Origin of the sequence: Paenibacillus sp. cl130 (genome assembly GCF_900116035.1) — a bacterium.
In the GTDB taxonomy this organism is placed as follows: domain Bacteria; phylum Bacillota; class Bacilli; order Paenibacillales; family Paenibacillaceae; genus Paenibacillus; species Paenibacillus polymyxa_B.
The window spans coordinates 409,898-423,986 of record NZ_FOYG01000001.1 but is presented as its reverse complement, the minus strand read 5'-3'; the positions used below and the strand labels follow the sequence as shown (position 1 = coordinate 423,986).

At 45.3% G+C, this 14,089-nt stretch carries 11 protein-coding genes; 8 read left to right on the top strand and 3 right to left on the bottom strand.

Annotation, left to right across the window (positions count from 1 at the left end; translation table 11 throughout):
* The first annotated feature begins 84 nt into the window (after positions 1 to 84).
* Together BM358_RS01930 and BM358_RS01925 are read left to right on the top strand one after the other, a co-directional pair.
* Entirely contained in the window at positions 85 to 795 is a 711-nt protein-coding gene (locus tag BM358_RS01930) for a CBS domain-containing protein (RefSeq protein WP_028542764.1), read from the top strand.
* Between the two features lie 22 nt (positions 796 to 817).
* Positions 818 to 1,438: a TraX family protein gene (locus BM358_RS01925; RefSeq protein WP_028542763.1), complete on the top strand. Its 621-nt coding sequence runs from the start codon at positions 818 to 820 to the stop codon at positions 1,436 to 1,438.
* 90 nt (positions 1,439 to 1,528) lie between these two features.
* Here the strand turns inward: BM358_RS01925 and BM358_RS01920 are convergent, their stop codons facing one another.
* From BM358_RS01920 to BM358_RS01910, 3 genes are all read right to left on the bottom strand, one after another.
* Positions 1,529 to 2,527: a polysaccharide deacetylase family protein gene (locus BM358_RS01920; RefSeq protein ID WP_028542762.1), complete on the bottom strand. Its 999-nt coding sequence runs from the start codon at positions 2,525 to 2,527 to the stop codon at positions 1,529 to 1,531.
* A 119-nt stretch (positions 2,528 to 2,646) separates the two neighbouring features.
* Entirely contained in the window at positions 2,647 to 6,342 is a 3,696-nt protein-coding gene (locus BM358_RS01915; RefSeq protein WP_028542761.1) for a non-ribosomal peptide synthetase family protein, read from the bottom strand.
* Between the two features lie 144 nt (positions 6,343 to 6,486).
* A complete protein-coding gene (locus BM358_RS01910; protein WP_023988122.1) occupies positions 6,487 to 8,256 on the bottom strand; it encodes a methyl-accepting chemotaxis protein in 1,770 nt (589 codons plus the stop codon).
* 467 nt (positions 8,257 to 8,723) lie between these two features.
* Here BM358_RS01910 and BM358_RS01905 point away from each other — a divergent pair, with 467 nt between their 5' ends.
* The 6 genes from BM358_RS01905 to BM358_RS01880 all read left to right on the top strand — a co-directional run bounded on the left by BM358_RS01905 (position 8,724) and on the right by BM358_RS01880 (position 14,055).
* Positions 8,724 to 9,194: a GNAT family N-acetyltransferase gene (locus BM358_RS01905; RefSeq protein ID WP_028542760.1), complete on the top strand. Its 471-nt coding sequence runs from the start codon at positions 8,724 to 8,726 to the stop codon at positions 9,192 to 9,194.
* A 60-nt stretch (positions 9,195 to 9,254) separates the two neighbouring features.
* Positions 9,255 to 9,923 (top strand): ribose-5-phosphate isomerase RpiA, encoded by a 669-nt coding sequence (rpiA, locus tag BM358_RS01900; protein ID WP_025718577.1) that lies wholly within the window; start codon positions 9,255 to 9,257, stop codon positions 9,921 to 9,923.
* The gene (locus tag BM358_RS01895; protein ID WP_023988125.1) at positions 9,923 to 10,372 is read left to right on the top strand and encodes a VanZ family protein; all 450 of its coding nucleotides are present in this window, start codon (positions 9,923 to 9,925) and stop codon (positions 10,370 to 10,372) included. The genes rpiA and BM358_RS01895 overlap by 1 nt, the downstream gene beginning before the upstream one ends.
* 199 nt (positions 10,373 to 10,571) lie before the next feature.
* Positions 10,572 to 11,033 (top strand): MarR family winged helix-turn-helix transcriptional regulator, encoded by a 462-nt coding sequence (locus tag BM358_RS01890; RefSeq protein ID WP_013309820.1) that lies wholly within the window; start codon positions 10,572 to 10,574, stop codon positions 11,031 to 11,033.
* Positions 11,034 to 11,225: 192 nt separating this feature from the next.
* Positions 11,226 to 12,290: a cobalamin B12-binding domain-containing protein gene (locus BM358_RS01885; RefSeq protein ID WP_028542759.1), complete on the top strand. Its 1,065-nt coding sequence runs from the start codon at positions 11,226 to 11,228 to the stop codon at positions 12,288 to 12,290.
* Positions 12,291 to 12,339: 49 nt separating this feature from the next.
* Positions 12,340 to 14,055: an ATP-binding protein gene (locus BM358_RS01880; protein ID WP_028542758.1), complete on the top strand. Its 1,716-nt coding sequence runs from the start codon at positions 12,340 to 12,342 to the stop codon at positions 14,053 to 14,055.
* The last annotated feature ends 34 nt before the right edge of the window (positions 14,056 to 14,089 follow it).

Below are 14,089 nucleotides of genomic sequence, written 5' to 3'. Positions count from 1 at the left end.
AGTATGTATTACATCCTTAATTGTGACACATTTTAAATTTGAAAACAAGCTGTCTATGATTAAAATTTGATGAATTGTCGGAAGATGCTGAAATTTACCGATCTATGCTCATTTATAATATATACTACCCCACTTCATAAGGAGGTAATCATTATTCAACTGTCTGAAAGACAGCGGGAAATTGTTGATATTGTCCAGCGTCTGGCACCTGTTACGGGGGATAAAATTGCTGAAACACTGGGACTGACGCGTCCGACTCTCCGTTCTGATCTTGCTCTGCTCGTTATGCTCGGGCTGGTGGATGCCAAGCCGAAGGTAGGCTACTTGCCAGGACGTTACCCCAAATATGATAGTCATATCGGCAACATGCTCAAAAAGCTGACTGTGGCGGATATACTTAGTGATCCGATTTTGATTTCCGGTGAAACGACCGCCTATGATGCGGTGCTGATGCTGTTTCAGCAAAATACAGGCACGCTGATGGTCACAGGGGAGGAGCAGGAGCTCATTGGAATTGTTACGCGCAAGGATTTGCTGAAGGTCATGCTGGGGCATACCGATCTTCACACCGTCCCGGTGACCATGGCAATGACGCGCCGGGCCCAAATGACGACGCTTGCTCCAGAAGACTCTTTACTGGAAGCGATATCGAGACTGATTCGGCATCAGGTCAATTGTCTTCCAGTTTTGGACGAGCAATGTAGCTCCTCAACTCCAATTCAAGGGTTGGTAGGGCGGGTTACGAAAACGGACATCATGAACGCCATTCTGAGCTTGACAGAAGAAAAAACGTAAAAGATGAATAAGGGGGCCTTGTATGTATTGGTTGGCCATGCTGACGATGCTGATTGACCATGTCGGACTTGTGTTTTTTCCGACGGATCCGGCTTGGAGAATTGCCGGCAGACTTGCTTTTCCAATCTATGCCTACGCGCTGTATATGGGGTATACCCGTACCCGAGATATGCGGAGCTATATGCTCCGTCTACTCGGGCTGGCTCTGATTTCTCAGGTGCCCTATATGCTGGCGTTTGATGTATACAGACCGAATGTAATCTGGACGCTACTGGCCTCGTTGCTCGCGCTGGCTGCTGCATCCCGCTTGAAGCATTGGGCGGCTGTAACGGGTCTGTACGTCCTTACAGCTCTGGTCATGGAGTTCAGCCAGATGGATTACGGGGCCTATGGTCTACTGCTGGTTCTCATTTATCGATACACTCGCTCATATATGATGATTGCAGCCCATTTTGCTTTGAACGTTGTGTATGATATGGTGCACCACGCAAATCTCCAACACTTTAGTCTGCTGTCCAGCATTCTGATCGTATGTTTTGCAACGGGAGAGAGCGGATTTTATAGTCGGGTACCGCGTTGGTTGTGGCGCAGCTTTTACCCGGTACATCTGGCTGTTATCGCGGCAATTCGCATCTGGCCCTAATCTACATCTCATACAACAAAAGAACCTTTAAAACCACGACATAAATGGTTTTAAAGGTTCTTTTTTATCCTTGAATAAGCTAGCTAACGTTTAGGATACCTTGTTAGGACCTTGGGCAAAAGGAAGTGGGCGAAGGGGAGCACCTTCCTTCATGTATTGCACCAATACTTCTGGAATATTGTGTATTCCACCTGCATTGACGCGATAGCCGTTCATTTGCCCAGGCGAGTTAATCCCCCGTTTTACCGTGAATGTAACGTCAATTCCCAAGGAACGGCAAATTTCCAACGTCTCCTTGGTATACCCACCATAAGGGAAGGCAAGTACATTCTGAACATTGTGTAGATGCTTGAACAGCTTCTTGTCAGCCATGTCCAAGTCGGTATAAACCCGCTGTTTGAACTCATTCTCTGTTTCCATTCGCCCCAGCTTTTTCGAATACACCGGGCCCATCAGAAGCGGCTTTTGTTTGGTGCGGGCTGTGTTGGAGTATCCGTAAGCATGCTGGTCATTGGTGTGATTGTAGAAATCAATGCCTTCGGCATGCATCTGATGAATTTGATCCCATGTGAGCTTTGGAATACCAATGTGCTTGGGATTGCTGATCGTGGACGTGATGAGAAAATTGGTTGCCGGTACCTGGTACTTTTTCAACACGGGAAAAGTGTCCGTGTAAAAGGACTCATAGCCGTCGTCGAATGTCATGAGTACCGCATTATCAGGAACCTTGGCTTTATGTAAAATAAAGTTGGTATACTCTTTCATCGTGATCCAGTGGAAGCCGTTAGCTTTCATTTCGTCCAACTGCCTCGTTAAATTACTAAGCTTGAGAGCGCCGGGATCAGGTGGAGTCTTGGTCACCTCATGATACATCAGGACAATGACTTTGTTTTGGTAATATACTTTATCTGGTGTAGGCGTCAGTGAGAATAAATGGCGTACCAGTCGATCTGCATGAGCTGTACGTGTACGATGAGTCCCTTTAACTGTAGGTGTGTGGTATATGCTACGTGCTTCATACACCAAAATCCCTAAAATAGCCAACAAACTTATGATTAGCAACGTTCTTTTAAAAAAAGTGTGTTTCATTGAATGACATCCCCCGCATGCAAAAAAATTCTGAAAGTATAGAGGTTTATACTAAATATGAAACTAGCAAAATCTAGTCTATCATACCGAAAACATGCGGGGGAAATATCACAACTTTGTTACCTCTGTGTTGCTTTTACAGATACCGATGAAGAGGTCGGGAAGTAACCGATCTCGACGGCATGCTGGATCATGTTCCGAATAAAGTTAAGGTCGGTTGCCGGGCATTGAACGCCAGCTTGTTCCAGCAGAGCTGCGGTTACAGAGCATCCGTAACGGTAAGCTGAATCCTTGGCTCCGTCACCTTCCAGTTGTCCCATAGCAAGGTGAAGTGCACCCTCCTGAATGCCGGAAGACGGATTCAGCAGCCAAGCGCTGTAATCGTCAAAAGGCAGGGTTTCTACTGCGTAACCGAGTTGGTTTACCATAGCGATCAGTTCATCATATGGCAGTGGGTTCGGATTGCAGATATGGAAAATGCGGTTTGCGCTTTTTTGATGAACGGACAGCTCTACGATAGCACGGCTGGCGTAATCAATCGGTGTGAAGTCCGTATGCCAATCGGCTTGTGGCGCTTTGCCCAGCAGCAGCATCGCCTTCATCATACGATAATAAGCATTGCTGTCGATATTTCGCTGGAAGCGTCCGTTGGCCGAATGGGCTGTCAAATTGCCCGCGCGATAGATCGAGACAGGCGTACCCGCTTGAGCTGCTTGGAACAACAGCTTCTCCGCCGCGAGTTTACTGTTCGTGTACAGGTTGTCCACGTTCAGTTCTTCTGGGAAGGCAGAAAGCTCCAATGCCGACTCCCATTTTCCTTCGTTAGCAAGATCCTCTGGTATTCCCATAGTGGAGACATGATGGAAGGATACTCCTGGCTTGGCTTGAGCGATTTTCAGCAGTTCCAGTGTTCCGGTCACATTCGTGCGATCGAAGGCTGCCAAATCACCAAAATGGCGAACATCAGCGGCGCTGTGAATGATGCCGTCGATTTGGTGCTCCAGCATATGGCGGTCGACGGAAGAGAGACCAAGATCAGCTTGCTCCAGATCCCCATAGACAGCTTTTACCCGTCCTTCGATCAAGCTGGAGATATCTTGTCCAAAATATCCCGTCAATACGGACTGAATACGCTCGATACCGGATGGACCGTCCTGAGAAGGGCGTACCATCGCGTATACTTTGGCTTCTGTCCGTTGAAGCAGGTCATACAGAATGTGCGAGCCCAGATAGCCTGTAGCACCGGTCAACAAGATCACGCGCAAGTCGCGGACTTCAGCTAAGTCAGAAGCACCAGACAACTCAATAGGATGCTCATTCAAGTCCATTTTTTCTTGAGAAATCGCAAGTGGCTTGCGTTGCGGCGTTTGTTCCGTACCTAATTGTTCCACATATTCAGCAAGCTCGCGAACGGTTTTGTAGCGGAAAAAATCTCCGATGCGCAGCGCGCCATAGCGCGGCTTTAGAATAGCCAGCACATGAATGACACGAAGCGAATCGCCCCCAATCAGGAAGAAATCATCGGTAGCGCCAATGTTATTTTTACCAAGCACTTGAGTCCATGCTTCGGCAATAAGTGTTTCGGTTCCTTCTCGGAGAGGTTCCCCGCCAAATGAAAGATCAGACGCTTCCGGAAGTGGTCGCAGGGCCAACTTTTTGCGATCGATCTTGCCAGTTGGTGAAATTGGCATGGCTTCCAGATGAACGACATGGCTTGGTACAAAATAAGAAGGCAGCTTGCCCCCAATATAAGACTGAATAACGTCTTGTGGAATGGATTGTCCATCCGAAGTGGTAAAATAGCCAACTAACATGTTCTGATCTGTGTGATCTTTGACGGCTACTACAGCGACGTCCTGAACACCTGGATGTTTGGAAAAATGGTCTTCAATTTCTCCAATTTCAATCCGATTCCCCCGAATTTTGAGTTGTGAATCCTTGCGGCTTACGTATTCAATCGTACCATCTGGCAGCAGCTTGGCGATATCACCCGAGCGGTACATTTTTTCACCCGGAACAAAAGGATTGTCCACGAATGATTGGGCTGTACGTTCTGGCTGATGGAGATAGCCATGGGCCAATGCAGGAGTAGCAATGCATACTTCACCCGGAATATTGACAGGGCAAAGCTTGTTATCATCGTTAACGATATACACTTTGTAATTGTAAATCGGCTTGCCGATCGGAATATTGACGACATGCTCAGGCACGGCACCACGGACCCGATGGGTCGTCGTCGCTACGGTGCATTCTGTCGGTCCGTATACGTTTACGATGTCGGTATCTGTACCGAATTTGCTTTGGAACGCTCGAACTTGTGAGCCGTACAGCGCTTCGCCTGCCACAGTAACAATCCGTACCTTAGCGAGTTTGCGATAGCCTTCGTCTGACAAGTACGTAGATAGCTGATTAAAGAATACGGTCGGCAAAATAGTAATAATCGTCGTGCCTGTACGTGCAATGGCTTCAGCGAATTCTTCAACAGATACACGTTCTTCGGAAGACAGCAAGTACAATTTTGCACCGTAAAACAAGGCTCCAATTGTATCCCAAACGGATGCATCGAAGCTGTAGGTCGCAAATTGGGTCAATACATCCTGAGGTGTAATGTCGCAATCGCGTTGCACGACAGCTCCTAGGTTAACGACACCACGGTGAGCGATCAGGGCACCTTTCGGTTTGCCTGTAGAGCCGGATGTATAGATGACATAAGCTAGATCATCCGGACTTACATTAACGTTCGGATTGCTTGCAGCATAGCCTGCCAGTGGCCCGTTAATCGCTAAAATTTCTTTTACCGTCTCAATCGAACCGCACAGTTCAGTCGCTTGTTCCATGAGTGCGGAAGTTGTTAAGACAAAAGGAGAACGCGTGTCTTCGACAATGTAGCTACTCCGGTCAGCGGGGTGGGCGGGATCAACAGGTACATATACGCCTCCGGCTTTCAGGATACCAAGCAGTGAAATGACGGTCTCTAAGCTCCGTTCCATGAAGATAGTCACGAATTCACCTTTGGTAAGACCTTTGGATAACAAGACACGTGCGACTTGGTTAGCACGTTCGTTCAACTCACGGTACGTGTACTCTCCAGTGTGTGAAGCAATAGCCGGACGATCAGGGTATTGTGAAGCCGCCTCCTCAAACATTCCATGAATAGTTTGGTGCTCAGGATATTTCACAACTGTATTATTTAAAGCTTCGTGAGCAGCTCGATCCGCATCCGATAATATATCAATGGAATTCACAAGTGCATGGCTGTTGGTTAGCGCGCCACGCAAAAGGGTTTCAAAGTATTCTGCGTATCGGACAACCGTTGTTTCCAGCAAGAGTGATTGATCATAACGTATCTGTATTTGATAAGCGCCATTGTGTTCACTAACAGCCCAGTCCATAATACGGGATTCTACACCGCTGTCCGTAGGCAGATTTGCCGAAAATGAAGTATCGGCTTGTGGTTCCGCAAGGTATGCATTAGGCTCACGGAGCATCTCCTGAAATAAGCCTGCTAGTTCGTGAAAAGTCGTTTCCTTTTCGACAGTCAGCGAAGCTGTAAGCAGACCGGTTTGCAGCACAAAAGTAGAAAAAGAAACTTCTTCTTCTGCGGATAGGCGATATACCCATGCAGTATATGCTGATAAGAGCAACGCTTGTTTGTCTTCCGCAGTTTTTTGCTGATTTAATTGTTCCGAGATGGACGCTTCTAACTCTACTTGATAAGTAGAGGATGTATGCTTGCGTTGTATACGTGCACAATCCAAGGGAACTAGGAATGGGGATGGGGTTGTCTGTGTGCTGTTTTGTAGTAATGAAGCCATTACGCTAACCTCCTGAATGTATGATGTCTTAATATAAATGGTAAATTCAGCAAATGCCTCCGATCCCTTCAAATGCATGAACAGGAGGGAGGCATTACCGAATGATTTACTTATGAAATAAATTTTGGAGTCGATAAATGGTTATTATGATTTGGTACGGTTGGTGTCTGCAATTTTGAAATAAGATGTAATTTCTTGAAGCTCTTCAGACATGGATGTCAATTTATGGGATGAATCAATGATCGAATCTAAAGAAGCTTTTTGTTCCTCCACCGTTCGCACAATGTGAACACTGTTATTGGCTGTTTTGGTTACGGTGGAAGAAAGATCGTCTGCTGTCGCTGTCATTTCCTGTGTACCCGCAGATATTTGCTCAGTAGCACTGGATACTTCTTGGATTTGCCATGCTACATTTTTAGTTGCTTGAAGAATATCATTGAACAGCACGCCTGCTTGTCCGGCAACGACGATTCCGTTTTGAACTTCAACGTTTCCTTGCTCCATTGACTTCACAGCTTGTCCGATTTCACTTTGAATTTCTTCAATCAGGGATGTAATTTGTTTGGTTGCATCCGCAGATTGTTCTGCCAGCTTACGTACTTCACTGGCAACAACGGCAAAGCCTTTACCTTCTTCGCCAACGCGCGCAGCTTCAATAGAAGCGTTCAGAGCGAGCAGGTTGGTTTGACTGGAGATGCCTGAAATGGTACTGATGATATTGCCAATTTCCTGCGAACGACTGTCCAGCAACTTGATGATACGAGAAGTATTGGTTACTGTATCGGTAATCAAGTGCATTTGGGATGATACCTTACCTACAATCTCGTTGCCTTCATTAGAACGTTTCTCTACCGAATTGGCTTCCTCCGCAACATTGGAAGAACTAGTGGCAATATTTTGAATTACCGAAGCCATTTCAGCCATGGCACGTGCACTATCACCTGTTGCTTTTTCCTGCGAACGGATATTCTCCGTGATTTCACTGATGTTTTGATTGATGATGTTGGAATTGATTCCGTTTTGCTCGCAGATTGCGAGTAATTCCTTGGCAGATTCATTGACTTCATCCGTTGTCTGCTTCACTTTGGTCATAATGCTGTTAATATGACTTACCATATTGTTGAAGTTCTGATTCACGAGCCCCAAATCATCATGACCTGCATGAATTTGAACATCCAGATTTCCTCTGCTTACTTCACTGATACCATACATCAGTTGCTTAATCGGGGACAGCGTGCGCTTCACAACCCAATATTGAAGCGCCAGGCAGATCAGTAGGAAAATCACTAAAATGGTAGCGCCGCTAATGAGCAGCTTGGTCAATCCTGCAGGTACGGCACCGGCATCTGCATCAACTGCAAAATATGCAAAGATTTTGCCACTTGGATCTTTAATCGGAGTCATCAAAGTCGTCCATGTACCAAAAGAATCATCGTAGAAGCTGGTGAATGTTGGTTTGCCACTGTCCAGCATACCGGTTACGCCTACTGCTACGACATTGGGTTGCTCGTACATGGAGCCAACGAGCAGCTTATCTTTTTCAAATGCTTCTCTGAGATCCGTTGGCATCGCCACAATAGATGTTAGATTGCCATTTTCGAGCTCCGTCCCGAAAATATAAGCATGAGAGATATTCGGATTCGTCGCCATGATGTTATCTAGATACGCGCGGAGTTTGGTTTGAACGGGTCCATCATAATTTTTCTCTTGAACCGCTTGGGTTACTTCATCGGAATTAATGCCCTGGGCCCACTTCAATGTGATTTTTTCCACTTGCCCATGCAATTGGTCTATCAAAATCGTACGTTGGATCAAATAACTGGACACAATAAGGACTAGCCCAATCAATACGATGTTGAAGAAGGATAATAATAAGTTTTTGGTGAAGAATGATAAGCTACTCCACTTTTTCAAAATGTTCCACTCCCTGGTTGTATTTTTGTATATGGTGTTGAACCGCTTATCGAATGAGATAATCAAGTCCCCCTTACAAACATATTAATCGAGATCATAGACCCTTGAATTTTAAGTAATAGGTCTTAAGTCCTTTTATAGACAAGTATGATATCCCTATATATATGTCGTACGAAAAGCCCTTGAAATGAATACCTTACACAATAAAAAATTAATTTTTAATAGGTAAACGCTGTCTGTGTTTCAGTATATTCCAATTTATACTTCTACTTGAAATTCGACTTCATTACAGTCCATAAGCAACTATTCAACAGAAACCATCATACTTTATAATAGAGTCAAATGCACTTATCAATTTGGGACATTTTTCATATTTGACGTTAAAAATGCTTGATTTAGCGCGGTTTTTGTGAATTGTTTGCGAAATGAGTCCTTATATCCATGTAAAGAGAAGAGGGATAAGAAGAATGTCCAAGCTTACGATTTTAAAGGTTGAGAGTAATCATGAGGATCTGCATAAGTTGATCCAAAGGCTGGATGAGGACTTGCTGGAAAGGTATCCTGCCGACGAAATTTATTTGGTCGATTTTTCCAATCCGAAAGTTAAAAAAATGGTTTTCGCTGTTGTGTATGTGGACGAAAAACCGGTGGCTTGTGGAGGGCTTAGGCCTATAGATGCGGAAGAAATGGAGCTCAAAAGGTTTTATGTCGATTCCTCTTATCGCAGACAAGGAATTGCGGTGAGTCTATTATCTTTTTTGGAAGAGGAAGCCAGCAAACGAGGAGTTGTAAGAATTAAACTGGAGACCGGAGCGGCTCAACCTGAAGCGATTGCTCTCTATACCAAGCGGGGATACGAACCTATTGAACGGTTTGGGGAGTATGAACACGATGAAAACAGCCTTTGTTATGGTAAAAAGCTGTCTCTGTTATTATAAAGCGTTCTCTTATAAAATGGATGATGATCAATACTAGCCTATATAGCGGGAGAGATGATAATGAATTTGAAGCAAAAAGCGGCCGAAAAAGCAGTTGAGGCGATTCAGGACGGCATGAAAGTAGGACTTGGTACAGGCTCGACAGCCTTTTGGGCTATTCAAAAAATCGGTGAGCGTGTAGCACAAGGATTACATATACAGGCTGTAGCTACATCCCAAGCCTCGGAGGATCAGGCCAGGGAGCTGGGAATTCCCATCATTCCGTTTGATCAGATTGGAAGGCTTGACGTTACCATCGACGGTGCAGATGAGGTGAACGAGCAACTGGTACTGGTGAAAGGTGGAGGCGGAGCCCTGCTGAGAGAGAAAATTGTGGAAAGCAATAGCGACCGATTAATCATTATTGTCGATGAGTCCAAGGATGTGAAGGTGCTGGGTGCATTTCCTTTACCCGTTGAGGTCGTACCCTTTGCCAGTGAGTGGACGTTGGAGGCTTTGCGGGGGACGGGCTGTAAAGCAGAATGGCGTATGAAAGACGGCGAGCGCTTCCTTACGGATAATGGTAATTATATTGCCGATTGTCGCTATGGTACGATCGAGAATCCGCAGGAATTGGAAATCCGCTTGAATCAAATTCCGGGTGTAGTCGATAACGGACTGTTCATTAATATGGCGGACCAGGTTATTATCGCACGGGCCAATGGACAGATCGACGTCCGTAACAAGTAATGTCTAGGACCCGCCTGCTTCATCATGTGGCATTGATGTTATTGATTTTATATACAGGGCTTCTATTATATTGGATGTTTCTCGGTTTTGGTCGTACATTACGACCAGGACCCCCGTATTCGTATAATATTGTTCCGTTTGATACGATTAGGCAATACTGGCGGGCAATGGAGTCGTTTCCTTTTCGGGTATGGGGTGTTAATTTGCTCGGTAATATTGGCGTATTTATTCCCTTCGGTATCCTTGTGCCTATCATTTGGGTGTCCATGCGAAGTATAGGCAGTCTGTTGTTAACGATAGTGATCGCACTGGTCATTCTTGAGGTGTCCCAAATGCTGCTGGGCGCAGGTACAATGGATGTAGATGACATCATACTGAATGTTCTGGGAGTATTATGCGGCCGTGTTGCCTACGTATTTGTACGTAAGAAGTTAGGGATAACAACATAATCGTCCCGCTCTCTGGATCAGTGCTTTAAGACTGGCTGAGAGCGGGCTTTTTTTACATAATGAACTGTAACCTTCTCATAATAGACGGTAATTCCTCCATTTATAGGCCGTAAGAGCAGGGAAAGGAACGCTTAAACTTGACAAAAGTGCACAATTAAGATATCTTGGAATAAAGATATGAGTAACGGAGGCTGTTAATATGTCTGTAAAACCAGATGATCAGGACTTAGCACTTAATTTGTTCGTTGTTCTGGCTCGTGCTTATAATTCGGTCACGTCCCGTACGAATCGGGACATTCATAGTCATGGATTAAATACAACAGAATTTGGAGTGCTTGATCTGCTGTATTATCGGGGACCACAGCCTTTGCAGAAGATTGGTGAAAAGGTACTAATCTCTAGTGGGAATATTACGTACGTGGTAGATAAACTTCAGAAAAAAAACTTGCTTACCCGTCGTGCATCACAAGATGATCGGCGTGTGATTTATGCAGAATTGACTGATGATGGACGTCATTTCTTTGAGCAAATATTCCCGCAGCATCATCGTGTCATTATGGAGACCGTAGATGGCTTATCTGTGGAAGAGAAAGAGCAGGCTATTCATCTGTTAAAAAAGCTTGGACTAACGGCTGAGGGGCAGAAGAGTAACGGATCATAAATTGTGCATGTGCAGGTTAAATCTGCTTTTAGATAAAATACCGACTTCTCGGTATTTTATTTTTTTGTCGTATTTTGGGGAGTAGGGTTAATGTAGAGACGCAAATCAGGTATAATTGTCTAATAGTCACGTCTGGAACAAATCCCCAGTATCTGTTTCGAATACAATACCTTGTCGGGGAAGGAGCTGTACATGAGTATACAGCAATATACCGCAGGTGAATCGCTATTGATGCAAGCAGGAGCTTTGGCTGAATTAGTTACCCATAAGCAATACGAATTACAGCCCGATCTTTTGCAGCGTTTTGGGGATAACGGTAAAATAAAGACAAAACAGGATTCTATATATAGTTTGAACTATTTAGCTGAAAGTGTAATCATGAACAGCCCTATTTTATTTACACAGTATGTTTCCTGGTTAAAAAAGCTTCTGGAGGGTTTCGGCATAACCCAAGAAGATTTGAGCATCAATTTCAGATTAATCCAGGAGACGTTGATAGAGCACTTCGATCATACGGATAAAACCATGGTGCTGGAGCATCTGGATTTGGGGATACAGCAAATTGGGAAGAAAGAGGAGTATGCCTCTTTTATTACAGATGATAATCCTTATGCTGCTAATGCGGCTCAATATTTGGAATATTTACTCTCAGGTAATCGCAGACAGGCTTTGGATTGGATCGTCCGTTTGCTGGATGAGGGTATCTCTATTCAACATACGTATAAATATATTTTTCGAATTTCGCAATATGAAATAGGCCGTCTATGGCATGAAGGCAAAATCACCGTCGGTCAAGAGCATTTTTGCACTGCCGCGACTCAATTTATTATTTCCAGCCTGTACCCCAGATGGATGGGAAGTGGAAGTAAGGAACGCTGCCTCGTGGCGGCGTGTGTAGGCAGCGAGCAGCATGAATTTGGTCTGCGTATGCTGGCTGATATATTTGAAATGGATGGTTGGGATACGTATTATTTAGGTGCCAATGTACCTAACCGGAGTCTGCTTCAGGCCATTGTGAGTTACAAGGCGGATGTGGTGGCTATCTCAGCTACCATGGCTTACCATGTCCATCTAGTGAAAGAGTTGATTGCTCTCATTCGGCAAGACCCAACTACTAGCCATGTGAAAATTATGGTCGGAGGCTTGCCTTTTAATCTCGATTCCCACTTGTGGCAGGAAGTAGGGGCGGACGGATACGCACCAGGTGCGGAGGAAGCACTGGAGGTTGCAGGTGACTTACTTTCGCTCAGGAAATAAGGTTAGTTTTGTGAACCTGTTAGTCATTTTGTAAAGGGGGCCTTTTAATATGAAGGAACCGACAGCAGAAATGGCTGTCCTGCGGAAAACGGTCGAACAATTAACGGATGAGATTGTGAAAAGCAAGGCTGAGGAAGAAAAGCTGCTGAATGAATTTTCATCAATGAACAACGAACTGGTCAATCTGCAGCGTCAGCTTGCCAAAAGTAATGCGGAATTAACACGGACGAAGGAAGAAGCCGTACGGGCTAATGACCTAAAGAGCACTTTTCTGGCTGTGGTTAGTCATGAATTCAGAACGCCAATGAATGGAATACTTGGAATGATCGAAATGTTAGGTTCATCCAAACTTTCCCCAGATCAACGGCAGGCCATCGGTGTGATACGTGAGTCAGCCTCTCTGTTGTTGAACATGATTAATAATCTGCTTGATATATCCAAAGTGGAAGCAGGACAGATGGAACTGGAGATCGGAAATGTCAGAGTTCAGGCGATTATGAGTCACGTTGCCCAGTTGTTGGAGCCGCAAATCTATCAGATGGGTAACCGGTTGAGTATAGAGACCGATACCAGTGTGGCAGAGCATCTGGAGGGAGATTCGGCAAGGATCATGCAGATTTTGCTCAATCTGTTGAACAATGCGAATAAATTTACGAGTGAGGGATTGCTCATCGTTCGAACAAAATTAGTGGAGGAAACAAAAGATTCCCAACGTGTTCGGTTTGAGGTGCAGGATTCGGGTATTGGGATTTCACCGGAGGATCAGAATAAGCTGTTTCAGCCCTATGTACAGGCCGGTGAAGGAAGCGCCTCCCAATATGGAGGAACGGGTCTGGGGCTATGGATATGCAGTTCATTTGTGGAACTCATGCAGGGAGAAATTGGGGTCGTCAGTGAAGAAGGCCAAGGCTCTACGTTCTGGTTTGAAATTCCCTTCATGAAAGGATCGGAGCAGGCAGACGAAATGGAGAAGCATGAAACTGGTGATTTGAAGGTGTTTAGCGAGTTGCTGCGTGAGCACAGTCATTCTCAAACTATTTTGGTGGCTGAGGATAATCGGGTAAATCGTCAGGTGGTGCAATTACAGCTTAACCACTTGGGATTCCAGCATATTGATTTTGCTGAGGATGGACAAGCTGCTGTAAGAGCGGCCTCCGAACGATCCTACGCTTGTATTCTAATGGATCATCATATGCCTCTGCTGAATGGTCATGATGCGGCGAAAGCGATCCGCCAGCGGGAAGCAGAAAACCAGCAACCACCTGTGCCAATCATTTCTTTGACCGGAAATGTGTCCGAGGAGGATCAGGCACGGGGCCAGGAGGTTGGAGTGAACGATTACTTGATGAAGCCAGTAACGATTGAAAGGCTCTCTGAAAAGCTTGTCAAATGGCTTCCAAAGCCGGAAACCGAGCCGATTTTGGATGAGGAAGTTATACGTGAAATTATGATGCTGGACGAGGATGGCAGCACGGGACTACTGGAGTCATTGGTCGAAATGTATACTAGTGATACACCTGCTAAAATCAATAGGTTAAGAGAACTGGCTGCTGCGGGCGAAGCCACAAAAGTAGTAGAGGCTGCTCATGAGTTGAAATCAGGCAGCGTGAGTCTGGGTGTCGGGCGTTTGTCCTCGTTGCTGTCCGATATTGAACAGCTTGCACGGGAGAACCGACTTGAGAATGCGAAAGCGAAGTTGTCTGCGCTCCAATCTGTCTATCAAGCAACGTGTTTAGAGCTGGAACGCTATATTCACCAGTGCTAGACAGGTTTCCCCCTTGTTAGACTTGCATACGGAA

Coding starts and splice junctions, on each gene's coding strand:
- BM358_RS01930 (WP_028542764.1), top strand. CDS start 85: ATGCTGAAATTTACCGATCTATGCTCATTTATAATATATACTACCCCA.
- BM358_RS01925 (WP_028542763.1), top strand. CDS start 818: ATGTATTGGTTGGCCATGCTGACGATGCTGATTGACCATGTCGGACTT.
- BM358_RS01920 (WP_028542762.1), bottom strand. CDS start 2,527: ATGAAACACACTTTTTTTAAAAGAACGTTGCTAATCATAAGTTTGTTG.
- BM358_RS01915 (WP_028542761.1), bottom strand. CDS start 6,342: ATGGCTTCATTACTACAAAACAGCACACAGACAACCCCATCCCCATTC.
- BM358_RS01905 (WP_028542760.1), top strand. CDS start 8,724: ATGTCCAAGCTTACGATTTTAAAGGTTGAGAGTAATCATGAGGATCTG.
- rpiA (WP_025718577.1), top strand. CDS start 9,255: ATGAATTTGAAGCAAAAAGCGGCCGAAAAAGCAGTTGAGGCGATTCAG.
- BM358_RS01895 (WP_023988125.1), top strand. CDS start 9,923: ATGTCTAGGACCCGCCTGCTTCATCATGTGGCATTGATGTTATTGATT.
- BM358_RS01890 (WP_013309820.1), top strand. CDS start 10,572: ATGTCTGTAAAACCAGATGATCAGGACTTAGCACTTAATTTGTTCGTT.
- BM358_RS01885 (WP_028542759.1), top strand. CDS start 11,226: ATGAGTATACAGCAATATACCGCAGGTGAATCGCTATTGATGCAAGCA.
- BM358_RS01880 (WP_028542758.1), top strand. CDS start 12,340: ATGAAGGAACCGACAGCAGAAATGGCTGTCCTGCGGAAAACGGTCGAA.